The 26,458-nt window shown below is 38.0% G+C and carries 26 protein-coding genes; 11 read left to right on the top strand and 15 right to left on the bottom strand.

Annotation, left to right across the window (positions count from 1 at the left end):
• The 3 genes from EPJ90_RS08700 to pepF all read left to right on the top strand — a co-directional run.
• A partial coding sequence (locus EPJ90_RS08700; RefSeq protein ID WP_330932732.1) for an IS3 family transposase occupies positions 1-87 on the top strand: 87 nt, incomplete at its 5' end.
• Between the two features lie 95 nt (positions 88-182).
• Entirely contained in the window at positions 183-800 is a 618-nt protein-coding gene (locus EPJ90_RS05640; protein WP_200542771.1) for an ankyrin repeat domain-containing protein, read from the top strand.
• Between the two features lie 69 nt (positions 801-869).
• Positions 870-2,672, top strand: a complete 1,803-nt coding sequence (gene pepF / locus EPJ90_RS05645) for an oligoendopeptidase F (protein WP_200542772.1) — start codon at positions 870-872, stop codon at positions 2,670-2,672.
• Positions 2,673-2,716: 44 nt separating this feature from the next.
• On the opposite strand, the gene EPJ90_RS05650 is transcribed toward pepF, so the two are convergent.
• The 3 genes from EPJ90_RS05650 to nagA all read right to left on the bottom strand — a co-directional run bounded on the left by EPJ90_RS05650 (position 2,717) and on the right by nagA (position 5,256).
• Positions 2,717-3,112, bottom strand: a complete 396-nt coding sequence (locus EPJ90_RS05650) for a hypothetical protein (protein ID WP_200542773.1) — start codon at positions 3,110-3,112, stop codon at positions 2,717-2,719.
• Between the two features lie 92 nt (positions 3,113-3,204).
• Positions 3,205-4,041 carry a M15 family metallopeptidase gene (locus EPJ90_RS05655; RefSeq protein ID WP_200542774.1) on the bottom strand — a complete coding sequence of 279 codons (837 nt, stop codon included), beginning with the start codon at positions 4,039-4,041 and terminating at the stop codon, positions 3,205-3,207.
• 60 nt (positions 4,042-4,101) lie between these two features.
• Positions 4,102-5,256 (bottom strand): N-acetylglucosamine-6-phosphate deacetylase, encoded by a 1,155-nt coding sequence (gene nagA, locus EPJ90_RS05660; protein WP_161637295.1) that lies wholly within the window; start codon positions 5,254-5,256, stop codon positions 4,102-4,104.
• A 155-nt stretch (positions 5,257-5,411) separates the two neighbouring features.
• Here nagA and EPJ90_RS05665 point away from each other — a divergent pair, with 155 nt between their 5' ends.
• Positions 5,412-6,134: a glucosamine-6-phosphate deaminase gene (locus tag EPJ90_RS05665; protein WP_161637294.1), complete on the top strand. Its 723-nt coding sequence runs from the start codon at positions 5,412-5,414 to the stop codon at positions 6,132-6,134.
• 40 nt (positions 6,135-6,174) lie between these two features.
• On the opposite strand, the gene EPJ90_RS05670 is transcribed toward EPJ90_RS05665, so the two are convergent.
• A complete protein-coding gene (locus EPJ90_RS05670) occupies positions 6,175-6,504 on the bottom strand; it encodes a zinc ribbon domain-containing protein YjdM (protein ID WP_200542775.1) in 330 nt (109 codons plus the stop codon).
• 201 nt (positions 6,505-6,705) lie between these two features.
• Here EPJ90_RS05670 and agaF point away from each other — a divergent pair, with 201 nt between their 5' ends.
• Complete coding sequence (gene agaF / locus EPJ90_RS05675) at positions 6,706-7,140, top strand: PTS galactosamine/N-acetylgalactosamine transporter subunit IIA (RefSeq protein WP_161637292.1); 435 nt, start codon at positions 6,706-6,708, stop codon at positions 7,138-7,140.
• A gap of 25 nt (positions 7,141-7,165) precedes the next feature.
• Here the strand turns inward: agaF and EPJ90_RS05680 are convergent, their stop codons facing one another.
• Both EPJ90_RS05680 and EPJ90_RS05685 read right to left on the bottom strand, forming a co-directional pair.
• Positions 7,166-8,353 (bottom strand): helix-turn-helix domain-containing protein, encoded by a 1,188-nt coding sequence (locus EPJ90_RS05680; protein WP_161637291.1) that lies wholly within the window; start codon positions 8,351-8,353, stop codon positions 7,166-7,168.
• A 49-nt stretch (positions 8,354-8,402) separates the two neighbouring features.
• Positions 8,403-11,468 carry a polysaccharide lyase 8 family protein gene (locus tag EPJ90_RS05685; RefSeq protein ID WP_200542776.1) on the bottom strand — a complete coding sequence of 1,022 codons (3,066 nt, stop codon included), beginning with the start codon at positions 11,466-11,468 and terminating at the stop codon, positions 8,403-8,405.
• A gap of 266 nt (positions 11,469-11,734) precedes the next feature.
• Between EPJ90_RS05685 and EPJ90_RS05690 the strand changes: the two genes are divergently transcribed.
• The gene (locus tag EPJ90_RS05690; RefSeq protein ID WP_161637289.1) at positions 11,735-12,298 is read left to right on the top strand and encodes a TetR/AcrR family transcriptional regulator; all 564 of its coding nucleotides are present in this window, start codon (positions 11,735-11,737) and stop codon (positions 12,296-12,298) included.
• 12 nt (positions 12,299-12,310) lie between these two features.
• The gene (locus EPJ90_RS05695) at positions 12,311-12,721 is read left to right on the top strand and encodes a DUF2871 domain-containing protein (protein ID WP_200542777.1); all 411 of its coding nucleotides are present in this window, start codon (positions 12,311-12,313) and stop codon (positions 12,719-12,721) included.
• A gap of 53 nt (positions 12,722-12,774) precedes the next feature.
• On the opposite strand, the gene EPJ90_RS05700 is transcribed toward EPJ90_RS05695, so the two are convergent.
• Positions 12,775-14,493, bottom strand: a complete 1,719-nt coding sequence (locus EPJ90_RS05700; RefSeq protein ID WP_200542778.1) for a DUF885 domain-containing protein — start codon at positions 14,491-14,493, stop codon at positions 12,775-12,777.
• Between the two features lie 3 nt (positions 14,494-14,496).
• A complete protein-coding gene (locus EPJ90_RS05705) occupies positions 14,497-15,303 on the bottom strand; it encodes an alpha/beta hydrolase (protein ID WP_200542779.1) in 807 nt (268 codons plus the stop codon).
• Positions 15,304-15,482: 179 nt separating this feature from the next.
• On the opposite strand from EPJ90_RS05705, the gene EPJ90_RS05710 reads away from it, so the two are divergent.
• Entirely contained in the window at positions 15,483-16,244 is a 762-nt protein-coding gene (locus EPJ90_RS05710) for a putative ABC transporter permease (protein WP_161637286.1), read from the top strand.
• Between the two features lie 18 nt (positions 16,245-16,262).
• Here the strand turns inward: EPJ90_RS05710 and EPJ90_RS05715 are convergent, their stop codons facing one another.
• From EPJ90_RS05715 to EPJ90_RS05745, 7 genes are all read right to left on the bottom strand, one after another.
• Positions 16,263-16,775 carry an ECF transporter S component gene (locus tag EPJ90_RS05715; RefSeq protein WP_200542780.1) on the bottom strand — a complete coding sequence of 171 codons (513 nt, stop codon included), beginning with the start codon at positions 16,773-16,775 and terminating at the stop codon, positions 16,263-16,265.
• Positions 16,776-16,873: 98 nt separating this feature from the next.
• Positions 16,874-17,896 (bottom strand): LacI family DNA-binding transcriptional regulator, encoded by a 1,023-nt coding sequence (locus tag EPJ90_RS05720; RefSeq protein WP_200542781.1) that lies wholly within the window; start codon positions 17,894-17,896, stop codon positions 16,874-16,876.
• Positions 17,897-17,991: 95 nt separating this feature from the next.
• Positions 17,992-19,908 (bottom strand): heparinase II/III domain-containing protein, encoded by a 1,917-nt coding sequence (locus EPJ90_RS05725; RefSeq protein ID WP_200542782.1) that lies wholly within the window; start codon positions 19,906-19,908, stop codon positions 17,992-17,994.
• Between the two features lie 64 nt (positions 19,909-19,972).
• The gene (locus EPJ90_RS05730; protein WP_161637283.1) at positions 19,973-20,788 is read right to left on the bottom strand and encodes a PTS system mannose/fructose/sorbose family transporter subunit IID; all 816 of its coding nucleotides are present in this window, start codon (positions 20,786-20,788) and stop codon (positions 19,973-19,975) included.
• Positions 20,775-21,572: a PTS mannose/fructose/sorbose/N-acetylgalactosamine transporter subunit IIC gene (locus EPJ90_RS05735; protein WP_200542783.1), complete on the bottom strand. Its 798-nt coding sequence runs from the start codon at positions 21,570-21,572 to the stop codon at positions 20,775-20,777. The genes EPJ90_RS05730 and EPJ90_RS05735 overlap by 14 nt, the downstream gene beginning before the upstream one ends.
• Positions 21,573-21,624: 52 nt before the next feature.
• Positions 21,625-22,113 (bottom strand): PTS sugar transporter subunit IIB, encoded by a 489-nt coding sequence (locus EPJ90_RS05740; protein ID WP_200542784.1) that lies wholly within the window; start codon positions 22,111-22,113, stop codon positions 21,625-21,627.
• Positions 22,114-22,128: 15 nt separating this feature from the next.
• Positions 22,129-23,325, bottom strand: a complete 1,197-nt coding sequence (locus EPJ90_RS05745) for a glycoside hydrolase family 88 protein (protein ID WP_200542785.1) — start codon at positions 23,323-23,325, stop codon at positions 22,129-22,131.
• A gap of 272 nt (positions 23,326-23,597) precedes the next feature.
• Here EPJ90_RS05745 and EPJ90_RS05750 point away from each other — a divergent pair, with 272 nt between their 5' ends.
• Genes EPJ90_RS05750 through EPJ90_RS05760 form a run of 3 tightly spaced genes read left to right on the top strand, consistent with a single transcriptional unit; the run spans position 23,598 to position 26,420 of the window.
• Positions 23,598-24,575 carry a bifunctional 4-hydroxy-2-oxoglutarate aldolase/2-dehydro-3-deoxy-phosphogluconate aldolase gene (locus EPJ90_RS05750; protein WP_123171239.1) on the top strand — a complete coding sequence of 326 codons (978 nt, stop codon included), beginning with the start codon at positions 23,598-23,600 and terminating at the stop codon, positions 24,573-24,575.
• Between the two features lie 13 nt (positions 24,576-24,588).
• A complete protein-coding gene (locus EPJ90_RS05755) occupies positions 24,589-25,611 on the top strand; it encodes a sugar kinase (protein WP_161637279.1) in 1,023 nt (340 codons plus the stop codon).
• Positions 25,612-25,625: 14 nt separating this feature from the next.
• Positions 25,626-26,420, top strand: a complete 795-nt coding sequence (locus tag EPJ90_RS05760; RefSeq protein ID WP_003775084.1) for a gluconate 5-dehydrogenase — start codon at positions 25,626-25,628, stop codon at positions 26,418-26,420.
• The last annotated feature ends 38 nt before the right edge of the window (positions 26,421-26,458 follow it).

Below are 26,458 nucleotides of genomic sequence, written 5' to 3' on the forward strand. Positions count from 1 at the left end.
AACTATTTAAAATATTACAATGAAAATCGAATACAAGAAAAGCTAGGATATCAATCTCCCGTAAATTATCGGTTAACTTCATCCTAACTTGGTTTTTTCTTTAGTCCCAAGGAACTAGGTCAGTTCCAACCAACACCTTCCATCGTGGAGGGTGTTTTTTGGTTTAAACCTAGAAGTGTGCTATGATTAAGGCAGAAAGGATTGATATTTTGAATGAATTGATCGAAGCAATTCATCATAATGACATTGATTCAGTTCAGACAATCCTTATCAACGACCCACACGTCGTATCTCACCCTTCAGGTGATCGTTTGCAATCCCCACTACAAGTAGCAATTCAAAACAGTCGTCTTGAAATTGCTCAGTTAATTATTGAAACAAAGGATAATGTTAACTTTATGGTTCAAGGTGAACTCGAACATTGGCAACAACCCATTTTACACGTTGCCATTAGTGAAGCCTTGAATCATTCACGTTATCCCCGACCTCAACGAGATGGCCCTAAAAACGATGGGGTTCTTTTCGACAAGCATCTTGCTTGTCTTAAACTCTTGCTTGATGAAGGCGCGGATATCCATGGTCAAGATTCATTTGGAAATACGCCTCTTATGCGAGCTGTTTTGGATGTGATTAATATTGATTTGGGAATTGTTGATTATGAATTTGAAGAAGATATTCGTCGTGTGTTCGGATTACTCATTGATAAGGGTTCTGACATTCGTGAAGCCACAAACACGCGTAAGTCTATTTTTGAACTGTACCGAAATCATAAAGTGATGAATTATATACCAAAAGGATGAGGATTTCACTCATCTTTTTTCTTATTTCCGTCGAATTTTGATATAATAGTCAAAATTAGGAGGTTTTTTATGGCACAAAAATTAGTACACCGTAGTGATGTGAATCCTGAACATACATGGGATTTACGGGGTCTTTTTAAAACTGAAGATGACTACAATCGAACATTTGATTCACTTGAGAAAGAAGTGGATACATTTGTCTCAACCTATAAAGGGCAATTAAACACACCTGAGAATATTGTTGAAGCATTGGGTGTCTATGCACCAATGTATGAGAAAATGGTGCACCTAGGCACTTACAACAGCCTCAGTGCTTCTGCGGATCAATCCAATGAAGAAACAATTCAACGTTATGGTCTTTATGCAATTCGTACTACTGAAATTTCAAATAAGTTAGCGTTCTTTACATCTGAAATTTCGGGAAACGACAGTGAGACACTCGAAAATGCAGTACAACTCAACGATTTTAGTAAAGGGTTCTTAAAACAAATTCTTCGTGAAAAACCACATGCGCTTTCACCTGAGGTAGAAGCCGCTGTTACCGCATTAAATGCTGCATTGGATGCTCCTTACAGCATCTATAATCGTGGTAAACTTCAAGATATGAGTTTTGATGATTTTGAAGTCAATGGCAAATCATACCCAAACAGTTTTGTCCTTTTTGAAGGCGAGTGGGAATATGAAATTGACCACGATGTACGTCATAAGGCATTTGAAGAGTTCTATGGAAAACTTGCGGAGTACCAACATACCTTCGCAGAAGTGTATCAAACCCAAGTTCTTAAGGAAAAAGCACTTGCAACCCTTAAGGGATTCGATTCAGTCATCGATTATCTGCTCTTCGATCAAGAAGTATCACGAGATATGTATGATCGTCAAATTGATTTGATTACTGAACATCTTGCACCACATATGCGTAAATACGCGCAATTACTCCAATCTGTTCATGGTTTGGATACGATGTCATTTTATGATTTACTCATGCCATTAGATCCAGGGTTTGAACCCGATATTTCAATTGAAGCATCGCGCGAGAAATTACTTGAAGGGTTAAGCATTCTTGGTGAAGATTATCTCGCCATGGTAAATCGAGCATTTGATGAACGTTGGATTGATTTCCCACAAAATATTGGAAAATCAACCGGGGCTTTCTGTTCAAGTCCATATGGTGCACATCCTTATGTTCTCATTAGTTGGACTGAACGTATGCGTGAAGTCTTTGTCTTAGCTCATGAGTTAGGACATGCAGGTCATTTCTACCTTGCCGGACAAAATCAGAATATTTATGATACACGCCCTTCTCTATACTTTATCGAGGCACCCTCAACGATGAATGAACTCATCATGGCAAATCATCTTACGACACAATCGGATGATCCCCGCTTTAAACGTTGGGTATTATCAACGATGATCAGCCGTACCTACTATCATAATTTTGTTACCCACCTCCTTGAAGCTGCCTATCAGCGTGAAGTATACCGTGCCGTTGATGCGGGTAAACCACTTTCAACAGCAGGACTTAATGCGATGAAACGATCGGTACTTGAAGCGTTTTGGGGTGATGTTGTCACGATTAATCCTAATGTGGAACTCACATGGATGCGTCAACCACATTACTATATGGGTCTATACCCATACACTTACAGTGCTGGATTAACCATCGCAACTGAAGTCAGTCAAAAAGTCTTGAACGGTACTTTAGATATCGAACGATGGAAAGATGTTTTAAAATCTGGTGGAACCAAAACGCCGCTGGAACTGGCACAAATGGTAGATGTTGATCTTTCAACCGATGCACCGCTCCGTCATACAATAGAGCATATTGGTGCGATGATTGATGAAATTATCGACCTTACCGAACAAATGAAGTAATTCAAAAAAAAAGCCGAAGCATCACGACGATGTCTCGGCTTTTTTTAGGTTGTTTGTTGGTAATCTTCAATAATCACCAGTAAAGCATTGCAGAGTTTGTCGTAGCCTTCATCATTTCGATATGCAAGGTCCATGTCATAATCTGCTAGCAATGCTTTTTCCGCAATTTGACCCGTTTCAACACGTTGGGCTGTCTGACCACTTTTTCGAATTGCTTTAATAATATCCAAACATTCATGAATGGTCGTGCCGGATAAGGCTTTTTGTTTCTTTATAAATTCTGTGATGTTATCACAATACGCTTCAAAATCATCATTCCAATGTTTATTTTCATACACTTGTGCTTCAGTACGTAAACGCTGAATTTGGTTTAAAACTTCACCAAACACATGATCACCTTCGGGTATAAGATTGGCTAATTTTTTATTACAAGGTTCCATAAATAATAAACCTCCTTTAGTAAAATATACCATGATTGTTTCCTTAAATTCACATCATTTTTAAAGATTCAAAGGAATTCATGGGTACAATTTTAAAAAGGAAACTGATTGAGGTATGCATCCAAACTCATATTGGCCTTGATGATTTTTTCTGAAATTGCGCCTACATAACGATAATGCCAAGGTTGAAATGCATAACCTGTTTCCGCTTCTTTTCCTTCTGGATATCGGAGAATAAAGCCAAATTGATACGCATTGTTTTGAAGCCATTGATACGCTTGGGTCTCAACGAACGCCATCTCATTCCACGTTTCAATGTCATCACCACCGATATCAAATCCATACCCACTTCGGTGTTCCGAACAACCATCTTGACCACCATAACGATGAGCTCGTTCAATGCCATACCGTTCCTTATTACCTTCATACAATTGATTTTGGAATTCATGGGTATGATAACTGCTGATTTTTCTTAAAACTACACCTTCTTTAAGAGCAGCTGCTTGCATGTATAAAAATTGATTTTCAGCTTCATAGCGCGGTCCAGGTTCATAAGTTGGCGGTAAACAATGACCACGATCAACAATTAACAGCCCTTTGCGATAAACACGGGTTCCTTCGTCCATTTGATAGACATCATCCAATTCCTTAGCGAATGCATTTAGTTTGTCTTCAAACTGTTTCAATTCCTCCATGGTTTGAATGCTTCCCAAATGATCTTTAAGTTCGAGATATGCAATGCGATGAGTTGAAAGCACATCACGCTGTTCATAAAACTTCAAGACACGCATGTAATCATCGATTAAATCAACGCCTTCCAGCGTCACGTCATTTTGAATAATGGGTTCGGTCATTTCAGGTTTGGCTGAATTACATCCCGTAATCAGGAAAAAGAGAATTCCTACGATAATTTGATATTTTTTCTTCATATCCCTATTCTATCGTATTCAACTCATAAAAAAAAGGATTCCGAAGAATCCTTAATGGGATTATTTTTGGTATCCAATAACCCCACGGCATATTGTTGTTTGTACATTAATATCATCATCACAAATGACAAGGTCTGCGTCTTTATTGATCGCAATGCTTCCTTTGCGTCCAAAGATTTCTAAGTGTTTCGCAGCATTTTCTGATGACATCTTCACGAGATCATGCATAGGTGCACCCGTAAAGTGTTTGATGTTACGTACTACAAAGTCCATTTCCGCTACCGAACCTGCAAGAGATCCTGTTGCAATACGGCATTCTTTCCCTTTTTTAATAACTTCTTGACCACCAAGGTCATAATTACCATCGGGAAGTCCTTTCGCACGCATTGAGTCTGTAATCGCGATAAAGTTTTCGGCACCCTTAATTTGGTATGTCGCTTTCACAACATCCGGATTTAAATGAATACCATCACAGATCATTTCGGCTTTAAGTGTTGGATTCATAAAACCCGCTGTAACAGCACCGGGTTCACGGTGATGGTGTGGTTTCATCGCATTATGGAAGTGTGTTAAGTTTGAAAGACCATTTTCAATTTCATCTTCAATTTGTTGGCATGTTGCATCGGTATGACCTGCAGATGGCACAACATTTAACGAACGTAAGTGATCGGTAAATCCAATTTCTGCTTCTTCAGGTGCATACGTAATCACTTTAATCATCCCTTCTGAGACATCCCAGAAATGATCAAATGCTTCAAGTGTTGGTTTTAAAACATATTTAGGATTTTGAGCTCCAATATGTTTTGCGGAAATGAAAGGCCCTTCTAAGTGAATCCCTACAATTTCTGCTTCTCCAGGTTTATTATGATTTTTCGCATACTTTACAATCTCACCCAAAGCTTTGTCTACCGCTTCAACGGATTGCGTCATCGTTGTAGCACAATAAGAAGTTGTTCCTTCTTTTGGTAAGAAACGTGCAATGGTTGCGACTGCTTCTTCAGTTCCATCCATATTATCAGCACCGTTTGCACCATGAATGTGTTGATCAATGAACCCTGGTAAAACATTCATTCCCTTTGCATCCACAATTTCTCCCGAGTAAGCGGGAACATTTTCCATTAAACCAAATGCCTTAATGGTTTCATTTTCTGTAAGCACATAACCGTTTTCGATTACGCGGTCTTCTAAATATATACGTCCGTTTATAATTAACATCGTAATTCCTCCTTGTAACCTTTGTTTACCATCTAATTATAGCACTCTTAATTCGTAACACAATTATAATAAACATTAGTTTTGTTGTTGTTTTGGTTTGCTTTATTGATTCGAACCCTTATAATATATGGGAGAAAGAAGAGAGGTTATTCAATATGAAATTATATGTTGTTGAAAACAGCGATGCAGGAGCAGCGTTAGGTTTCGAACTCATTAGTAAAGAATTAAATGAAGGAAAATTAAATGTATTCGGTTTAGCTACAGGGAGCACACCGATTTCATTCTACGATAAAATTACCGCAAGTGATTTAGATTTCTCAAATGTTATCTCAATTAACTTGGATGAATATATTGGTATTGGGGCAGATCATGATCAAAGTTACCATTATTTCATGAACAAGCATTTCTTCAGTAAAAAACCATTTAAGATTAACTACTTACCAAATGGTTTAGAAGAAGATGCGGAAAAAGAATGCAAACGTTATGATGAGATTATTGCTTCAAATCCAATTGATGTTCAAATTTTAGGACTTGGAATCAATGGTCATATTGGTTTTAATGAGCCAGGGGCATCATTTGAAGGATTAACACAAAAAGTATCACTTACAGAATCTACCATTGAAGCCAATGCACGTTTCTTCGAAACGAAAGAAGACGTTCCACGTTATGCATATTCAATGGGAATTAAATCCATTATGTCAGCTCAAAAAATCGTATTATTTGCTTATGGCGATGCGAAAAAAGATGCTGTATACAATATGATGGAAGGAACACCAACTGAAGACTGTCCTGCAAGTGCACTTCAAAATCACGATGATGTAATTGTCATTGTTGATAAAGCTGCAGCTGCTTTACTTGACCTTTCAAAACATCAATAAGACCGGAAACGGTCTTTTTTTTTCGAATAAAAAAGAAAGCTTATGCTTTCTTTACAAATTCTGATTTGAGACTCATGGCACCAAAGCCTTCGATGCGACAATCTATATTGTGATCGCCCTCCACAAGTTTAATGTTTTTTACTTTAGTACCTTGTTTCAATGCACTGGATGCCCCTTTAACTTTGAGGTCTTTAGTGATGACGATATCATCTCCGTCCGCAAGCACCGTTCCATGTGCATCTTTGACTACAAGCATTGATTCTTGAGTGCTCAAGGCATTCCATTCATGACCACATTCCGGACATACGAATAAATCTCGATCTTCATAAGTGTACTCGGAAGTACACTGAGGACAATTTGGTAATGTCATTGTATCGCTCCTTTATTTCTTCTTATCTATTTATGAGTATACCGTGGAACGCTAAGAGTTGCAAATTAGACTTGAAGTTAGACGGTTAATAATTTATAATGCTATTTGTATTGTTACCTTGAGAAGTTGCTCCATTTTATGGGATTGGCCTCACATAAAATTCTTTTCAAGAATAGTATATTTTAAAAGGAGATTCATACTATGATCGGAATTATCGTTACAGGTCACGGAAGATTTGCAGAAGGTTTATCTTCATCCGTTGAACTTATTGCAGGTGCACAACCTCAATATAAGAGTGTTTTATTTTTAGAAGAAGCTGGTCCTGAAAAATTATCAAGCGATCTTAAAGAAGCGATTGCTGAAGTAAATACAGGTGAAGGTGTTCTTGTCTTTACAGATTTAAAAGGTGGTACACCTTTTAAAGAATCCGTAATGATCGCAATGAACCAAACTGATGTTCATGTTCTTGCAGGAACAAACCTACCAATGCTCCTTGAAGCAAGTTTAATGCGTTTAAGTGAGCCCGCTGTTTACGACTTTGCGAAATCACTTGCTGAAACAGGTGCTTCCCAAGTTGAACTCTTTGAAATGCCCGAAGCAGATGACGCTTCTGACGATTTCTCAGACGGAATTTAATTATATACATCAAAAGGTCCCCGCATTAGCGAGGACCTTTTTCTTGTGTATAGATTTTTTGCGCATATTCACTTGGGGCAAAGCCAAAGTGTTGTTTAAACTTCCGCGAGAAATAATGAATCGAACTGAATCCAAGTTTTAAAGCAACATCCGTAATCGGATACTTGCCTTCAAGGATTAAATGTTTCGCACGTTCAAGTTTTTGTTCATTGATATACTGTTTTGGTGGCATATCAAAGTACTTATTAAAAAGTAATTGTAAAGCAGAACGGGATATCGCAAATTGATTGCAGATGTCTTCAACGGATAAAGGTCGATGAATGTTTGCTTGAATATATGTATAAATTTCATCCATCATTTCATTTTCAAAATTAACTTGAATGGGGTTGGATGTGTTGTGGCTACTTGTTGGTTCATCGTATTGAAATAGAAGAATCATAATTTCTTGAAGATATGAAACCATCAGATCTTTCGCAAAAGGACTTTGTTCTTGTTCAAGAATGGTGGATTGGCGAATAAAATGATTCATTAACGTATACAGTTCATTACCACAACTCATAACACGATTTTGAATGTGTGCAATGGATTTGGGGAGCATATTCATATCGAACATGATGGTTAGGTATGAACATGCATTTTCTCCCAATACCGATTGAGTATGGAATTGACCTGGAAAGTATAAAATCATTTCTTGGTTTTCTAATGTAAAGGATTTACCTTCAATTTCTGTTGTTAAAACGCCTGCATCCACATACGTAAGTTCCCAATATTTATGGGCCTCACCTTCAAAGTGATAATTTTTCCCCTTTACATTGTAGTAATAGGAATAGATTTCACTGACACTAAATTGTGGTTTGATGGAAACATATTCAATTTCCGCTTCCAAACTGGTTTCAATCATGGTTGGTTGACCTTCAGTTTGATAGGATATTTCAACCATTGCACTTTGGGTAATTGGCATCAAAGCATAACGAATGTGAGGGTGAATTACTGCCGTTCGATGAATAACAAACCGTTCGCGATTTCCTTCCGCATCCTCAACCAAGATAACCGCAATGCCTTCCACAACACGAATGTTTGTTGCCTCTGAGACAGCTGTAAGCGCATTGGGTTTTTTATTTGCTAGAATTTTTGAAATGACCGGATAGGTGCTGGGTTTATCGGTTGCATGACCGTATTTTAAAAACTGCGGTCCTGTAGTTTTTTGATACATTGCTTACCTCCTATAAGACGAAAAAGCACACATGTGCTTTTTCGATATATTATTTTTTGTTTTTACGTTTTCCGTAAAGGATAAAGCATCCCCCAACCACAACGAGAACCCCGACAAATGGTAGGACATTTTGAGGTGTAACACCGGTTGATGGCAATACCTTAACATCTTTTTCGCCTAAGGCAAAGAGCGAGAAGGATGCTGTATCAAAGGCAATACGTGTTCCATCTGCAACCCATGCAAGCGATTCAAATCCGTCTTTAGTTTCATGATACACCTGTAGGGTGGCACGATCTAGAGTTTTCTTCGGTTCAATTGAAACATTAACTGGATTTTTTGGTTGTACAGAACTGCCATCACTTCGAAGCGTAATGTCATAGCCGACTGTATTCTTTAATCCGTCAACGACGAGGTTATTGTTTACCGATACACTTAAGGTTGTGTTTTCAGGTAGATCACCTTCCGTATAGGTAATCACCACATTGGACGCATCATCCACAAGTGTTAATGTTTTCGGTGTTTCAGGTTTAACTTCTGGTTTAGGTTCTTCAGGTGTTGTTACCGTCACCGCTTCAAGCTGAAGATCTTGCGATACACCGTTTTTATTTTCAGTGTTCACGGTAATGTATGTTTTGCCATTTTCAATTACGGCATTACCATTACCTGATACCACATCATAAGTTCCATCTAAAGTAAATGAAACGTGGGTTTGTTGATGCGTTGGATCTTGAACTGCAAAGGTTAAGCCTTTACGCATCACAATCATTTTACTGCTTGTGCTTAGATCTTCCACCGTATGATTTGCTTCATCAAAGAATGCGTATCCTGTCATACCAAGATCTTTTTGACGTACCGCATGAACGCCATCCTCTTGTGCAAGGATTTCAATTGGATTTGCTTTCGCATACGCTTCCGTTTGGTCTGCAGTTGCATTGGGTAAAATCGCATAAGCATATTGACTTGTTTCGTTACCATCATGATCATACGTTACGGTTGCGAATTGTTGAGTTACTTCTTTATCCGCAGCACCCACAGTTTTATTACGCACGTAAGAATATTTTTGGGTATTAGTTGATGTGTTTATAGTTACATCTTGGTTTCCAAAGAATACATAGCCGGTGTCTTTATTGACGCCCTCGGTACCCATTGCAAGCCATTTCAATCCTTTTTGAACACCGTTTTCTAACGTTTGGATTCCATCCTTTGTTTCACCTTTGAGGCGAATCACATCGTCAGCACCAAACATACGATTTTCAACGGTTGTTGTTAAGTCGCGTTGCTTTTCATCATGAATGTTTGAACCTAAAGCGACAATTTCATCATCAAACATAAACCATGATTTATTTGCTTCCGCATTTTTATAGACTTTAAAGTCTTCTGGGAGCAATCCTGCTTGCGCATCAGCATACGCTTCATCATCACCCAATTGCATTGCGGACGCACCATAGATTCCCATTTTCACATCACCTGAGTAATCATTTGTACCCAATGGGAAGTAGACATATTTATTTTGCGTAATGGATCCTGCTTCAAACCCTTCAGCACGGTCATAGAAATCTTTTCCGTAAAGTTCTGGGATGGTCTGACGCACTTCATTCACCGTGGTAATTCCTGGTAATTTATGGTGATCAACGGTTGCATAGAAATTAATCCCGTGCATGCTTGTTTGATCGTTTCCACTTTGGTAGAGGTAGTATGCACCATCTCCTTGGAACCATGAACGTAGGTTTTCACCACTCATGTATTCATATTTTGAAATGCGATTTGAGCTTCTTGAAAGGGCAAAGGCAAAACCTTCACGCGTATGAATTGCTTTATCCATTAAGTTAAATGCATAGTGATCGTTTATTTCTAATGGATTCAGCGCTTGAATGTCTTGATTCTTAACAATTGCTTCATAAGCTGCAATATTTTGAATTGATACAAATGTTGCAGGATTGATGGTTGCACGAATGTTTTCAATTAAGTATTTAATATAGCTTTGAAGTTTCAGTTGTTCCGCTTGAGGGAGGCTTTGGGATAATTGCACAAATGCTTCAATAACACTTGATGCATCACCATAACCTGAACCGGTACGTGATACAGCACGGCCCTTTACGATTTCCATCATATAGCCTTCATACATCACTGGTGCAAATCCACGATAGATCCACTCTTGCACGGTATCCAATAAGGTATCATTTTGCCATTTTGTACCATCTAGTACTGTTACAAGTTGTGCAATACGACCGAGTAATACTTTTCCATATGAACCCGTATAGGCAACGGTTGAGTGTTGTACAAATGATCCATCTTCATAGAAACCATCGGTAACACCATGTTGAAGGTTACTTGGATCGATGGTGCTGAATACGGTCATCGAATTTTCAACGGCTTTACTAATTCGTGCTTCGTCCTTAAGTACAGCACCTTGAAGAATGCGGTTGAATGTGATGTCTGTAAGGTTTGCACCCGTATGTTGACGTGCATCAAGGTTTACATCGCCAATGGTAGGGTCACCCGGTTTCGCATCGCCACGGATATAGGAATCCATCGCAATAACTGATTCTTGAATAAATCCTGGAAGCGCTGCTTCAATTTCATCACTAAGTAAAAACATGATGTTTGAAAGGCTCTGTGGTACACCAATTTCCCAACTGTACCAGTTGCCATAATAACCCGTATCCATTTTATTAAAGTAGTTATCTCCCAACCACTTAATACCATCTAAAACAGCCGTTAACGCTTCAGGGGATTGGTAAAGAGCGTTTTTAGAACCTGGCATCGAGTAAGCCAAGGCAATTGCATTAAGTTGTTGATAGGATTTTTGTAAGTTTGTGGACAAGTCATGGTCGGTTTTGCCACCACCACGCAAGACTAAACCTGAAATGTATTCATCATCATGACCCACGATAGATTCCATTGCCTTTTTACCGTTTGTGTAGATTGATGTAATTTTCTTTTCATTGACTGCATCGTTATTAATTGTTTCATTCCCAAGTAAGTATTCACGATAATTACGGTTAATTTTATCAATATCGTTATGATCTGCTGTAACGCTGCGCACACCAACCATCGATAATGACACAACAAGCGTCATTAAAAATGTGAACACTTTTTTCATATGTTTCTTCATTTTCGTCTCCATTCAAATTTAAAGATTAGTCCTAAACCGGTTTACAAACGAATTATATGTTAACGGTTACATTGTGTCAACACCTTTTTCAAATTTAGGTGAACCGGTTTTGTGAAAATCTCATATTTTTTGACGAACATGATAATCGTTAAGAACTTTATGATAAGATAGTAAGTGTAAAAGGGTGGTGTTTTCTGAATTCAATTTCGTTGACACCCTATCAAGACGGGAGTATAATGAACACTGTTCAGTAATGAGGTGATTAGATGAAAAAAGCAGTAATAAGTAAGGAATCGCTCCTTGAAGTTGCGAAAGATATTGTCTTTAAAGATGGCTTGGATCAATTAAACATGCGGAACTTGGCCCAAAAAGCAGAAGTCTCCATTGGATCTGTTTATAATTACTTCCCATCAAAAAATAAGTTGATTTTAGATGTCATCGAAGATTTTTGGAAACAAGTTTTTTATGATGATATCTGTAATGTTGATACAAATATCAGTTTTGTTAATTTTATTGAACAAATCTATGAGCGGATACGCCATCATATGGATGAGTTCAATTCCTTATTTATGAGTCATGTGGAGATTATGAATCAAGAAGCAAAAATGAAGGGACATCATGTCGGCATGCAATATGTTGATCATATTCGTGCGGGTCTTTTGGTTGTTTTGAAACAAGATCCAACAATCAAACCCACAGCATTTACAGATTCGTTTACTCAAGATGGTTTGTTAGATTTTGTATTTCTTCATATCTTTATCTCATTACGTAAAGGAAGTCCAAACATTGACTTTCTTGCGGAAGTTTTAAAACGACTCTTATATGAGTAGAAAGAGGTTTCTATGAAAAAGATGATTAATACGTCCTTTGCATATCTAATTGCAGGACTTGTTGGTGGAGTATTCTACCGTGAATTTACGAAGTTTCAAGGTTTTACGGGATTTACACGATTAAGTCTCATTCATCCGCATTTACTGGTATTGGGTATGATTTTATCGCTCATTGTTGCTTTGTTCTTTATTAAATTTGATCTTGATAAAAATCCAAAGTGGAATCGCTTCTACATTACCTATAACTTAGGTGTTATAAGTACAACCCTAATGCTTTCCGTTCGTGGCATCACCGAGGTTCTAAATCTTTCCTTATCTTCGGGAATGTCGGCAGCAATCTCAGGTCTAGCAGGGTTAAGTCATATTATCTTGACCGTCGGACTTATGTATTTCTTCACAATATTACGACATGAAGCCAAATAAAAACACCAATACTTGGAACGGAACTGACCTAGTTCCAAGTATTGGTGTTTTTTCTATTGCGCATGGAGATACTCATTAAAAATTGTCTCCATAGTATCAAAGCTTGCACTGCCTAAATCCAAAATAATTTTATGGAATGCTTTCTCATCAAAGGCATCTCCCAATTCTCTTTGCGCACGTTCTTTCATGCTTTGGATTGACATCGCACCGTAGTAATAACTCCATATATTACCGGGTTCTAGGATGATTTGACGATAGATTTCATCACGTTCGGATTCACTGTTATTTACATAGACGGAATCAAAGAATGCTCCCATTTCTTCACGACTCCAATCATTATAATGGATGCCAATATCAACTTCCAATAAGATTAAGTACATCGACTCATATAAGTCGCGAATGTAATCCTCATACCCTTCTGGACCCCCAAGATAACGGATTGAGAGCTGTTCAACATACTGAGCCCATCCTTCTGTCATTGCATTATTGCGGATGTACAGCCGAATTGGATGCATCCCTTGAATGCTTCGCATATATTGAGTTTGATACATGTGGCCTGGAATGGCTTCATGGGCAAAGGTTGTAAAGTTTGCCGGATCAAACGCGCTATTAATGTAGATTCGTTGCGTATGCTCAAATTCACTATCAATGGGCGGCACGTAGTAGAACGCGGGATTTGAGATTGCTTCTAAAGAAGGATCGATTTGATGTACTTTATAGGGAATTGCGGGTATTTCAGGAAAATCATTTTTACTCTTAAGATAAAGATCATCAATTAATGCATATGCATCTTGATACTTAGGTGACGTTTGATTGGCTTCAAATTCTTGGTACTCCAAGAGTTTATTGCTGCTTTCCACATCTTTTAAACGTTGATAAACTTCAATACGACGATTACTAATCCACATTTGAAATTCGGGAATGGTTTGGTTTCGACCACTTAAGGAAGGAATTAATGTCTCATAGTATGTTTTTCCATTCTCAAGATGAGCGAGCCCTCGATTGGGACGCGTCTTTATTGTTTTAAGTTCATTCTCTAACGTAACAAAAGCATTATAGAAAACATCGCGAATCATTTCTCGGTTTTGCTCGATGTACACTGTTTTTTCTGATTGATTAAGGAATGGTGCGGATTCTACTTTTGTATCAAACCCTTTAATTAGGAAAAAGTCATCCGATAAGGACTGCTCTTTCATAATAGTCGCAAATTCCGTTAACGTTTCATGTTCATACTGGGTCATCATTTCTGTTTTATTATAAAAAGCGATGGACTCATCAAAATACGACGGAATGGAATCAATCAAAGAAAAATATCCAATGATATCACTTTTCGTTCTGAAGGTAAATCCTTCCAGGTATTGAGGAATTGAATCCAATTCTGGATCCACTTGGAATTGGAAGGGTTGATAACCTGAAGCCATTCGCTCAAGCTCATAGAGCAGCACGCGTTTATCGATGATTTGTTGATCCGATAACGTTCGATCTTTAAATTTACGAATATTCTTTTCAATATCTTTAATTAAGTCTTTTGACATTTCAAAATCTTCTTCACTTCCAAGTCGAAACGCATAGTGTTCGACGTCCACATCATAATCTTCTGGATGTTCCAAAAGATAATTGCTTGATGGATCTGTTGAACCGATCATTGACACTAAAGCAGTATCTAATGCACTCTCAAAATCTTTGTTTGTGCCATCATCACTGGGTGATGATACAAATTGGCAGCCAAACAAATTGATCAGTATGATTAGTATTGTTAGTGTTTTTTTCATAGACTATCCCACCCTATTCAAATTTTCGAGCCATGCATTCGTTGCATCCATCACCATTTCCTTTTTTTGACTTTGAAATATATTATGACCTACACCTTTAAGGACTTTCAATGCTTTTGCTTTGCTTTCTATCGTTTCATAAAACGCTTGCGACGATTCCAAGGGAACAATTGAATCACAATCACCATGAAAAATAAGACAGGGGCACGCATACATGCTCATCCTGGCCTGAATTACCATCGGTGCATGAACAAGTGTCTCTAAAACAAACGCTTGTGTGACACGCTTAAATGGCGCTCTAGACAATGCTTGTTCAATCATGCTTAACTGCCATAAATCATCTTTAATTAAGGCGGTAAACAACGCTAAAACTGAAATAGAAGATTGATTGAGTGATTCCCAATGATCTTGGACACAAAAACCTGGAGCCAGTAAAATCTGTCCATCAATACGATGTCCATATTCCAAGCCATAAAGGGCAGTCACAAGACCCCCTAAACTAAATCCCATAGTATAGATTGGACAATCAGAAGCATTTGTTTGCGAATACGACACAAGAGTATCCAAATCTAAAAGCAAATCACGATAGTCCTTCAAATCTCCTAAAGGAGCCTTTGTACTCCCATGACTGCGCATATCATAACGAATTACTGTATAGCCCCGTTGATTGAGTCCGTATGCAACGGAATTATAATAAACAACTTGTTCTAAAAAGCCATGACTGATAATCACAATCCCTTTTGGATTTCTGATTTCATTGACTAAAACATTCAATTCAGTGTCATCATAGGCTTTAATAAATAATTGCATAGGTCACCTCTAGTCCCACGTCTTACTTTAATCATATTGGAATTTAGGACAAAAGTATAGGAAAAAGAGAACAAATTATGCGATTTTCGAAATATTTGTGGATAAAAGACGCGATTCAACGAACCCCAATTGAAAATATGGTATACTTTCAATATCGTTTAGAAATATGAGGTAATTGTATGAATGAAATGATTCCAATATTCTTTTTATATTGGGTAATTTATGGTGTTATAGGTTGGATTATGGAAACACTTTATTGTTCCATTCCAGAGGGTAAATTTGTGGAACGTGGATTTTTAAATGGTCCGATTGTACCTATTTACGGATTTGGAGCGTTGTTTGTTCTCAGTATCCTTAAACCTTTTTTAGAGAGCCCAATTTTAGTATTTGTTTTAGGATTTCTATTAACCAGTGCTTTGGAATATGTAACCAGTTATATTATGGAAAAAGCATTTGGGATGCGTTGGTGGGATTACTCCCATTATAAATACAATATTAAGGGACGTGTTTGTCTTTTAAACAGCACGTTATTTGGTATTCTTTGTGTCGTTCTTGTAGAGTGGATTCACCCGGGTGTCGTGCAAATCGTTGATCGATTGAACCCAACAACCATTCGTGTCGCGTCAACGGTCTTAGGCATCGTAATTGCGATTGATTTCGTTGTATCGGTTGCATCCGTATTGAATCTTAAGAAACGTCTTAAATCATTGGAAGTCTTGCATACCGAAATGTCAGAACTTATTCATAGTTTAAATGAAAAAAGCACCCTGCGTATCGAGGAAATCAAAGAACGTATTGCTGAACTTAAAGCTGAATACAAATTTACTGAACGTCGTCTGATTCGCTCATTTCCAACCATGAAATCTGAGCAATTCAGTGAATTCTTTGAGGATGTGAAGGCTGCAGCTCGTTCCAAACGGAATAAAATTAAAAAAGATTAGAAAAAAAACACCTTACGATCAAGGTGTTTTTTTAGGATTTAAGGTTGAAACAAGCTTAACCATTCTTGGATAGTAAAGGGTCGCTAAGACCGCCGCAAGAAGTCCTTGGAACACATCACCTTTGAAGGCAATAAGCATCGCACCCCAACTTTGCGCAATCCATACAGCCACAAAGCCATACATCACCATCATCCATAGCCCTGCCAAACAGAAGGGAATCCAACGTCTTGAGGATTCTAGGTGATGTCTCAAGCCATACAAAATCACAACTTCACCTGCTTTAATGACCAAGGTAAAAGGCGCATAAAGGGCATAACCTGCGAAAATATCTGCAAAAGCACTTCCAACTCCCGCAGCAAAGAGCGCATAGGGAAACGGCACTACAGCCATTGAAATCATAATTACAAAATCACCGAGATTGAGATAACCTCCGGTTGCGGAAGGGATTTTTATCATCATCGTGACCACAGTAATCAGTGCAGTCATCATTGCGGTAAGCACCATCCATTTTAAAGTGTTTGATTTTTCCATAACATCCTCCTCTTTATTTCCTATTATAGCATTCTCACGCTTTTCAATCTTAGCTATTAAACTCATTTAATATAAATTAAGGTAAAAAAAAGAGACCTCTAAAGAAGATCTCCTTGGCATGTTGATTCTTGCCAGTTAATATTACATTTAAGAATTTGATTTGGTGCTTCCATATAGCCACCTTCGATCCGATCAATCAAAATCCGTGCTGCTTGATAGCCCTCATCGTATGCAGGTTGGACAATGGTCGTGACAGATGGTGATGCAACATTAGTCCACTCTGTATTATCAAATCCAAGTAAACCGATTGTGGTAGGAATCAAATTCCGTAATTCTTTCAATCCCATATAAACAATGGGTAAGAGCCAACAGTTGGCTGCAAAGATCAATGTTTTACGGTTTAACATAATATTATTGCTGATAATTTCTGTAATTTCTGCGGGTGTGACATTGTCTGACACAATTTGCATATTACATTGTTTGCCATTTAATGCAAGTGCATCAATAAAGCCTTGTGAACGTTCTTGACGGGTTGAGAGAATACTTGGATCTGCGGTTAGAAGAATAAACTCTTCATACCCAAGTTTCATCATTTCCTCGGTCGTTTCTAAAACAGCTTCATAATTATTCGTTTTTACCCAAGGGTTGTTTTGAACATTCGTCTGTGAATCAATAAAAACAATCTCCTTATTTTGAGAACGAATTTTCTTAATCAATTTATGAAAACTTGTTGTTGGTTGAACAATAAACCCATCAACACCCATCGCAAGCATTCGATTGACATAATTCTCTTCGTTTTCGATATCGTAGTTGGTATTCCCTACGATAAGTTGATATTTCCCCTCTTTTGCTGCTTCATCAATTCCTTTAACAATTTGATTTGCAAATGCATTGGTGATATCACCGATAATTACACCGATGAGTTTCATGCTTTTTGCATTTAATGAGCGCGCGACCACACTGGGACTGTAATTTGTTTCCTCAATGACTTTCTCAATGCGTTCGCGTGTTTCCGCACTCATTTTATCAAATTTTCCGTTCAAGAAAAATGAGATGGTGGTTTTCGATGTACCCGCCAACGAAGCGATTTCTTTAATCGTTAACTTCTTTTCCTGAGTCATGTTTAATTCCTTTCATCAACTTATTCTTTTTTTACATCATAACGTACTTATTATATTACTAAGTAAACCGATTAACAAGTTGTTAGCGCTTTGATTTAAGCGCGCATTACCTTTTGTCCGAAGCGATTTGAGCGTACAACACATTTCGCGTGGAATGGTTTTCCATTACAGTACATAATTTTTTTCCCTTGCCAAATCTCTTCGTGAAGCACACAAACCTCAATCACTTCATCATCATTTTCAAAAGCATACGCGCAACCTCGTTCATCAGCGATGGGCGTCTCGCCATTTTGAAGAATGGGTAGACGTGTTACCGTCCACTTTGGATCTACAAAGAGTGTCACGTTTACACATGCATCCACAAAATCCTGTTCTTGGACTAAAACAGAATGTGTTGATGCCTTATTGTATGTATATGAAATTACATCTGAAGCCACGGTGATCGGACTTGTACTCAATACATTTAATTTCGATTCATCTTCAAACTTTATTATACCATTTTGATACAGTAATGATTCATCTAAGTGATACTTCGTTGTAGCAACATGGTTTCCTTCAGCTTTAACTTCATCGACAATCATCCAAATACCATCATCAATAACAATCAATTTGCGTTGGTGCACGGAAGCATCCGAAACCACAACGCCTTCATAGTAATGGCAATTTCCCTCATGACGCACATAATTTTTAAGTGGTTTATAAAAAGAAGCATACGTCCATGAGGTATCAGGAATTGCGGAAGGCTTTCCATCGAGAATAACGGTATTATGACTTTCCATGCCTTTAAGGTGCATGCGACGTGGGTCATCTTCACGATAAGTTAAACGCCCTGGATCAACTAATACAGGTTTTCCTTGGAAATATGTTGAAACATGGAGATTATCTGCATGCCCGTGTCCACTTCCTAAAGACCCATTCGTAAACATAGTGAAATGCGCATCCGAACCCCAATCACTTCGCGTGGTAAAGATACCACTATCCACGCCATCGTAGTTTAAGGAAACTGGAACTTCCGTTTCCAATGCCTCAAAAGCATCCTGCATCATTACGCCGTACGCATAACAAACCTCAAAATCAAGCACATCATGAGCTTTTGATTTATACATTGGATTTTGTAACGCTACAGCGCAATACCCCAAAATGCCACCTAAAACCGTTCGATCACTATCCCCAAATGCCACAATATCGCCCTGTGGGGTTGCTTGATAATAAAGCGCGTATGCCATTTGATCAAGTGTTTGCTTAAATCCTTCTTGGTCTTTCACATACGGTAACGCCTTGAGTCCATAATTTAGAACTTCGACGTGATACATCGTTGACTGTTCCCAATGCATACCATCTGGATATACTTGAATCTCAAATTGGGTCTGTATTTCTTCATGAACCCATGTTTTAAAGTCTGTATCGGCATCGTGTTTAAGCCACCCCAAATACTTGGCCAAAACACAGGTTTGAATACTACCCCAATTACTCAATGTGTACTTGGTTAGATAGTGTTCTTTAAGATAGTTTGCTTGTGTTTCAAGACTGGTTTGAATGCGTGCAAAGACATCCTCATCTAAAAGATGATACGCCTTTAAATAAGGGCATAAATCCAACCAATTATTCATCCGCATCGCAGTATCCAGAGTACGTGTAGAGGGTCCTGAAGTGAGTGGTGTATGTGCATCAATCCAATGCAACACTCGATCTTTGGCATGGTTTATATACTTTAAATCGTCCGTTAAAACGGTCGCCATTACTAATGACGGAAGATAATCCATTCGATTCAACATAAATATCCACTCATCATCGCCATTTGGTGTGGTTGTCCATCCAAATGGATTTAAGGTGTAAGGTGTATCACATGGTTCCATATCCCAATCACGAGTGAATGTAAAGATATTCATCATCAGTTGATCTGCATAAGCGACCACTTCTTTTTCCTTAAAATTATACATTGATTTTAAGCGTTTGAGATCAAGGACGTTCGATTTGTGTTCAATTGTTTGATATAAAGAATTCTTTACCATCTTATGTTCTCCTTATGAATAAAAAAGAGAACTACTTATCGAAGTAGCTCTCTAAAGTTAAATACTAAGCTAAGATTCCGAAGAAGCTTAAGGCAACACCAAGTATTACTGTAAGAATAACAAGTTTGTATGTATTCCAACCTTTTTTCTTAATTAGGTAGTACATTAAACCTGTATAAAGCATTGGTAACAATGCAGGAGCAACTTTGTCTAAAAGACCTTGGATGTTAACGGTTGATTGTTTAACACCTTCTTGGATTTCTCCAGCTGCGAATGAAATATCAACTTTCATCTTAACAAATGTAGCTGCAAGACCTGAAATAACTGTAACACCAACAATGTTTGCTGCTGTTGAGATTTGTTCCATCTTTTCACTTAATTTATCAATAATGCTTGTACCAACTTTATAACCATAAACACCCATTCCGTAACGAATACCGAATAATACAGCGTTAATAGTGATTAAGAATAGAAGCGGAGCAATTGAAACACCATCCATTGCAAGTGATGCAAAGATTGTTGAGAAAAGTGGTGCAATCGCAAATTGTGATAAGGAATCACCGATACCAGCAAGAGGACCCATTAAAGCCATCTTGATTGGACGAATTTCTGACTCAGGACGTCCTTCATCAGCCATTACTAAGTGTAATGAAGTAATGAAAGGAAGTAATTGAGGGTTTGTGTTATAGAATTCACAGTTTGCACCAAGTGCTGCTGCGAAATCATCATCGTTTGTATGTACTTTTCTTAATGCTGGATAAAGAACTAAAGCATAACCAAGACCTTGGTAGTTACTGTAGTTAAATCCGTTTTGTAAAAAGTATGAACGTGCTGTTGTTTTAAAATAATCTTTTTTTGTTAATTTATTAGATCCAGTCATCGTTACCTGCCTCCACTTCTGTTCCTGATACATTTACTGTGTTTTGTGAATCATTGTATTGTTTTACTGCAAAGATAGCACCTACTAGAGCAATACCGATAACTGGTAATTGGAAGTAAGCTGCACATACGTAACCTAAGATTACGAAAGGAATTAATTCTTTCTTAACCATTACAGATAAGATCATTGCGAATCCAATTGCAGGTAACATACCACCAGCAACGTTTAAGCCTTTTAATAACCATTCTGGAATTAATCCAACAAGTTGTGTTAGAAGTTCCATACTGTAAGCACCTAAGAATCCTAATAGGAAACCTACGATAGCAAATAGTAATACTGTAAAGTTTGTAGTCATACGGAATTTCTTGAAATCTTTGTTTTCTAATGCTTTTGCAGCACTCTCAGGAGCACCAGCGCGGATTGTGTAAACAAATGTTTGTAAGAATTGAATTGCAACAGCAAATGGAATTGACAATGCTAATGCACTTTCAGGTGTAATTGAAGAGTTTGTAATCGCCATCAATGTACCGATGATACCAGGACCGATTGGGTTAGGTGGAACAGTTCCTCCGGCTCCAACACCGAATCCCATAAATGCTAATTCAGAAATAGCACCTACTTGTAAAGCTGTTTGAAGTGCACCTGGGTGACTTCCGTTTAAGATTAACCCAACACCAAATGCTAAGAATAAAGCACGGTTTGAGTAGATACCCCATAACATACCTGCGTAACAGAATGCAGTCCATAGACCGATTAGTATCGCTTGAAATAATGTAATATTCATTATTAAATTCCTCTCTTTTCCTTTTAGAAATAAATAGTTATTGCCTTAATGCTTAAATATATTTACGGATGTCAACTGGTGCTGCACCGTCTCCACCATTAGGTGTTGTTTGAGTGTTGAAAGCAATATCTTTTGCTACCATTTTTCTTAGGCAGTCTTTATCATCTTCACCTAAGAAGATTGAACGTGTAACTTTTTCTTTGCCTTTACAATTGTGAATGTTTCCAATATTGATCTCTGAAATTGGAACACCACCTTCAACTAAACGTAAAGCATCTTTTGTATCTTTCACAATCAAGAAAATGGATTGTTGTGGAGACGCTTTATGAATAACTTCGATAACTTTGTCAACGGGGAAGAAACGCATTGCAACTGATTTTGGAATTACAGTTTTCATGAGTGTCTGAGCCATGACATCTTGTGCAGCTTCATCATTTGCCACGATAACGGTGTTAACGCCAAGTGATTTAATCCAAAGCTGACCTTGACCGTGAACGAGACGTTCATCGATACGTGTCATTACAATATTTGGAGTACTCATAATTTTACCTCTTTCTTACCAATACAATTCCCAGTCTTTATAAAGACGCATTAGAGCTTCTAGATAATAGTAGTCGCCCCAGATGTTTCCTTCATCCACACCTTTTCCACTGTGCCATGAATAGACACCGTGATAAAGCACTGGATTTCCTGGTTCATGTGTTGTTTTTGTATAGTTGTCGATCAACGATCTTAAGATTGTGTGTGATGCTCCCTCATACACAGTTTTAAGTTCATCATTTTTCATATATTTGATCATTTCTAGCATACCACATACTGCAATCGCTGCAGCACTTGAATCGCGTGATTGGTCATCACCATCTGTAAAGATGAGATCCCAATAACATACGAAATCTTTTGGTAAACGGTTTAAGAAATAATTTGTCATTCCTTCATGCAGTGGGAACACTTCGTCTTCATGTGTATAACGATAGTTTAATGGAATACCATATACACCCCAAGCTTGGCCTCGTGCCCAGGATGATTCATCATTATAACCTTGACGTGTTGCTCCACGTACTGGACCACCTGTTTCAGGATCCATGTAGAATGTGTGGAATGCACTTGCATCATCACGAATTACGTATTGACAGCTTGTGTAGAAATGACGCTCTGCGATATCCGCATATTTGTCATCACCCGTAACTTCTGTTGCCCAATATAATAGTGGGATGTTCAATAAGCAATCAATAATGAAACGGTAATGCTCAGGATTATTATACTCGCCCCAGGCTTGTATAAATTCTCCCTTTTCTTGCCAACGGGTAAGGAGCTTATCAGCCGCTAAAATAGCAGCTTCTTTTGCTTTTTCAGAACCTGTTAGTTTGTAACTTGCCACACATGATAATGAAAATAGGAATCCAAGATCATGGTGATCAATTTCAATATCATTTACAACACGATGGTGGAAAGAATCAACATTTTTATCTGCGAGCTCACGATACTTCTCATCACCTGTGTATTCATACGCCAACCACAATAGACCGGTCCAAAATCCGTCTGTCCATTCGATATTATCGATGATCGGATATTTCAGATCTTTTGTTGCTGACCATGGGAAGCGCTCACCAATGTGCTCCATATTGAGATCAATCTTTTTAATGGTATCTTCAATTGCTTGCTTCACTTCTTCTTTTGTAAGCAGTGTTGCATTCTTGAAAATATCAATATCGCGGATTGGCTCAATGGTCACTTGCTTAATATGCTTTTCCATGTAAGTACCTCCTTGAAAAACGTTTATAAACTGGTTTACTGGACATACGCATTATAGCCCTTGAATTTTGTCATGTCAACGGTTTTTTTTAATAAATCTAACCGCTTTCATGTGAAATTATCATTTTTTTCACAATTTAGTCCTTATATATAGGCGAAACATTATTTTTTTGGTAAACCAGTTGACAAAACCGGTTTACTCACCTATTATTGTCTTAGCTGGTTTGCTAGAGACCGACTGGACATTGGTCAAAATAAAAGGGAGACTACTATATGAGTGAAGTTTTAAATAGAGTTGAAAAAATCGGTATCGTTCCCGTAGTTAAAATAACTGAAATCGAAGATGCGTTGCCAATGGCACAAGCACTTTATAACGGTGGCATCGATTGTATGGAAATCACATTCCGAAGTGAATTTGCGTTACCCGGAATCGAAATCATCGCTAAAGAATTACCAGATATGTTAATTGGAGCGGGTACCGTCTCATCAGTTTCCCAAGCCGAAACTGCAATCAAGGCTGGGGCACAGTTCATTGTAACACCTGGATTTAATCATGACGTTGTGAAATGGTGTGTTGAAAATGATGTTCTTGTATTACCTGGAATTTCTACAGCATCAGAACTTGAAACAGCAATCTCTTATGGATTGACAAACGTTAAGTTCTTCCCTGCAGAATCAAGTGGTGGTGCTAAGAAGATCAAAGACCTCAGTGCACCGTATGCTGACATTACATTTATGCCAACAGGCGGAATTAATGCTAAGAACATGCATGATTACTTAGCTTTACCTTGCATTAATGCTATTGGTGGTAGCTTCATGTTGCCTGCTGATGCGATTGCAGCTAAAGATTGGGATACTGTTGAACGCCTAAGCCGTGAGGCAGTGGATGCATTGTTATCATATGAATTAATTCATATTGGTTTCAATAACAACACTAGTGAAGAAGCCAAAGAAAATGCTGAAGTATTATGTAATTTGTTTGGATTTAAGTATTATGGAAAACCTAAGAGTCATTTCGCAGGTCGCGGTTTTGAATTCCTTAACTCAGTTGGACGTGGTGAACACGGACACTTTGGAATTTACACACCTTACCCAGAACGTGCTCTTTATCAATTAGAGAAAAAAGGCATCCATGTTGTAGAAGATACAATTACTCGCAATAAGAAAACAAACAAAATCAACTTTGCATACTTAGATAAAGAAATCGCAGGATTTGCCATTCATTTGATTAATCCTGACGTAAAGATGTAGAGAGGGTATTTAAATGAAAAAAGTAATTACATTTGGAGAAATTATGCTTCGTCTTGCTCCAGAAGGTTACCTCCGTTTCTCGCAAGCTGATCGATATCAAGCGACTTACGGTGGTGGCGAAGCAAACGTTGCCGTTTCACTTTCAAACTTTGGAGTGGACGCAGCATTTGTAACAAAATTACCAACACATGCAATTGGACAAAACGCTGTTAACGATTTACGTCGTTACGGTGTCGATACAAGCAAGATTACACGCGGTGGCGATCGTGTTGGTATCTACTTCTTGGAAAAAGGTGCTTCACAACGTGCAAGTCAAGTTGTTTATGACCGTGCACATTCCGCAATCGCTGAAGCAACACCAGAAGATTTTGATTGGGATGCAATTTTTGAAGGATACGACTGGTTCCATACAACAGGAATCACACCTGCTTTAGGTGAAAACGTAGCCGAGATTACACTACAAGCTGCAAAAGCAGCTAAAAAACACGGTTTAACTGTAAGTTGTGATCTTAACTTCCGTAAGAAGTTATGGAGTAATGAACAAGCAAATAAAACAATGGGTGAATTAATGGAGTATGTTGATGTTGTCATCGCTAACGAAGAAGATTCACACGATGTATTTGGAATTTCAGCTTCAAACACAGATATCACAACAGGTGAAATCAACCATGATGGTTATATTGATGTTGCAAAACAACTTCACGAGCGCTTTAACTTTAAAGCAGTTGCAATCACATTACGTGAAAGCATCTCAGCAAGTGATAACAATTGGTCAACAATGCTTTATACAGGCGATCAAGCTTATTTCTCAAAGAAATATAACGTTCGTATTGTAGACCGCGTTGGTGGTGGCGATTCATTTGGTGCTGGATTAATTTACTCCATGCTCAATGATTATGCACCTCAAGATGCAATTGAGTTTGCTACAGCAGCGAGCTGTCTAAAACACTCTGTAGAGGGTGATTACAACCGTGTTACTGTTCAGGAAGTGGAAACACTTGCTAAAGGTGACGGTTCAGGTCGTGTACAACGATAGGAAAGGAATTGAATATGAGTAACTTTAAAATGGAAAACTTCCGTTTAGACGGAAAAATCGCTCTTGTAACAGGAGCATCATACGGAATTGGTTTTGCTTTAGCTCAAGGATATGCTGAAGCAGGCGCAACAATCGTATTTAACGATATTAATCAAGACCTTGTAAACAAAGGACTTGCAGCATACGAAGCAGAAGGCATTAAAGCTCATGGTTATGTATGTGACGTAACAAATGAAGAACAAGTTACAGCAATGATCAAACAAATTGAAACAGAAGTTGGAACAATCGATATTCTTGTAAATAACGCTGGAATCATCAAACGTGTACCAATGATCGAAATGTCTGTAGAAGATTGGCGTCAAGTTATTGACATCGACCTTAATGGACCATTCATCATGTCAAAAGCTGTTCTTCCTTCAATGATCGAAAAAGGACACGGTAAAATCATTAACATCTGTTCAATGATGAGTGAGCTTGGACGTGAAACAGTAAGTGCTTATGCTGCTGCTAAGGGTGGTTTAAAAATGCTTACTAAGAATATTGCATCAGAATACGGTGAACACAATATTCAATGTAATGGAATTGGACCTGGTTATATTGAGACACCTCAAACAGCTCCATTACGCGTTGATGGACATCCATTCAACAGCTTCATTATTTCAAAAACACCAGCTGCACGTTGGGGTAAACCAGAAGATTTAATGGGACCTGCTGTATTCTTAGCTTCAGAAGCATCAGACTTCGTAAACGGACACATCCTTTATGTTGATGGTGGTATCTTAGCTTACATTGGTAAACAACCAGCATAGTTTAAAACCAAAACGATGTATCGAACGCCACGTGGTGG

The organism is Erysipelothrix sp. strain 2 (EsS2-7-Brazil) (assembly GCF_016617655.1).
GTDB classification, from domain to species: Bacteria; Bacillota_I; Bacilli_A; order Erysipelotrichales; family Erysipelotrichaceae; genus Erysipelothrix; species Erysipelothrix piscisicarius.

What these genes read in the sequence shown, in the direction of transcription:
- EPJ90_RS05670 (WP_200542775.1), bottom strand. Translation starts at nt 6,504, where the DNA reads ATGACATTACCAAATTGTCCTCAGTGTACTTCCGAGTACACTTATGAA.
- EPJ90_RS05720 (WP_200542781.1), bottom strand. Translation starts at nt 17,896, where the DNA reads ATGACTCAGGAAAAGAAGTTAACGATTAAAGAAATCGCTTCGTTGGCG.
- EPJ90_RS05640 (WP_200542771.1), top strand. Translation starts at nt 183, where the DNA reads ATGATTAAGGCAGAAAGGATTGATATTTTGAATGAATTGATCGAAGCA.
- EPJ90_RS05700 (WP_200542778.1), bottom strand. Translation starts at nt 14,493, where the DNA reads ATGAAAAAAACACTAACAATACTAATCATACTGATCAATTTGTTTGGC.
- EPJ90_RS05695 (WP_200542777.1), top strand. Translation starts at nt 12,311, where the DNA reads ATGAAAAAGATGATTAATACGTCCTTTGCATATCTAATTGCAGGACTT.
- EPJ90_RS05750 (WP_123171239.1), top strand. Translation starts at nt 23,598, where the DNA reads ATGAGTGAAGTTTTAAATAGAGTTGAAAAAATCGGTATCGTTCCCGTA.
- agaF (WP_161637292.1), top strand. Translation starts at nt 6,706, where the DNA reads ATGATCGGAATTATCGTTACAGGTCACGGAAGATTTGCAGAAGGTTTA.
- EPJ90_RS05725 (WP_200542782.1), bottom strand. Translation starts at nt 19,908, where the DNA reads ATGGTAAAGAATTCTTTATATCAAACAATTGAACACAAATCGAACGTC.
- EPJ90_RS05730 (WP_161637283.1), bottom strand. Translation starts at nt 20,788, where the DNA reads ATGACTGGATCTAATAAATTAACAAAAAAAGATTATTTTAAAACAACA.
- EPJ90_RS05735 (WP_200542783.1), bottom strand. Translation starts at nt 21,572, where the DNA reads ATGAATATTACATTATTTCAAGCGATACTAATCGGTCTATGGACTGCA.
- EPJ90_RS05690 (WP_161637289.1), top strand. Translation starts at nt 11,735, where the DNA reads ATGAAAAAAGCAGTAATAAGTAAGGAATCGCTCCTTGAAGTTGCGAAA.
- EPJ90_RS05710 (WP_161637286.1), top strand. Translation starts at nt 15,483, where the DNA reads ATGAATGAAATGATTCCAATATTCTTTTTATATTGGGTAATTTATGGT.
- EPJ90_RS05760 (WP_003775084.1), top strand. Translation starts at nt 25,626, where the DNA reads ATGAGTAACTTTAAAATGGAAAACTTCCGTTTAGACGGAAAAATCGCT.
- EPJ90_RS05705 (WP_200542779.1), bottom strand. Translation starts at nt 15,303, where the DNA reads ATGCAATTATTTATTAAAGCCTATGATGACACTGAATTGAATGTTTTA.
- EPJ90_RS05740 (WP_200542784.1), bottom strand. Translation starts at nt 22,113, where the DNA reads ATGAGTACTCCAAATATTGTAATGACACGTATCGATGAACGTCTCGTT.
- EPJ90_RS05650 (WP_200542773.1), bottom strand. Translation starts at nt 3,112, where the DNA reads ATGGAACCTTGTAATAAAAAATTAGCCAATCTTATACCCGAAGGTGAT.
- EPJ90_RS05715 (WP_200542780.1), bottom strand. Translation starts at nt 16,775, where the DNA reads ATGGAAAAATCAAACACTTTAAAATGGATGGTGCTTACCGCAATGATG.
- EPJ90_RS05665 (WP_161637294.1), top strand. Translation starts at nt 5,412, where the DNA reads ATGAAATTATATGTTGTTGAAAACAGCGATGCAGGAGCAGCGTTAGGT.
- EPJ90_RS05680 (WP_161637291.1), bottom strand. Translation starts at nt 8,353, where the DNA reads ATGTATCAAAAAACTACAGGACCGCAGTTTTTAAAATACGGTCATGCA.
- EPJ90_RS05745 (WP_200542785.1), bottom strand. Translation starts at nt 23,325, where the DNA reads ATGGAAAAGCATATTAAGCAAGTGACCATTGAGCCAATCCGCGATATT.
- nagA (WP_161637295.1), bottom strand. Translation starts at nt 5,256, where the DNA reads ATGTTAATTATAAACGGACGTATATATTTAGAAGACCGCGTAATCGAA.
- EPJ90_RS05685 (WP_200542776.1), bottom strand. Translation starts at nt 11,468, where the DNA reads ATGAAGAAACATATGAAAAAAGTGTTCACATTTTTAATGACGCTTGTT.
- EPJ90_RS05655 (WP_200542774.1), bottom strand. Translation starts at nt 4,041, where the DNA reads ATGAAGAAAAAATATCAAATTATCGTAGGAATTCTCTTTTTCCTGATT.
- EPJ90_RS05755 (WP_161637279.1), top strand. Translation starts at nt 24,589, where the DNA reads ATGAAAAAAGTAATTACATTTGGAGAAATTATGCTTCGTCTTGCTCCA.
- pepF (WP_200542772.1), top strand. Translation starts at nt 870, where the DNA reads ATGGCACAAAAATTAGTACACCGTAGTGATGTGAATCCTGAACATACA.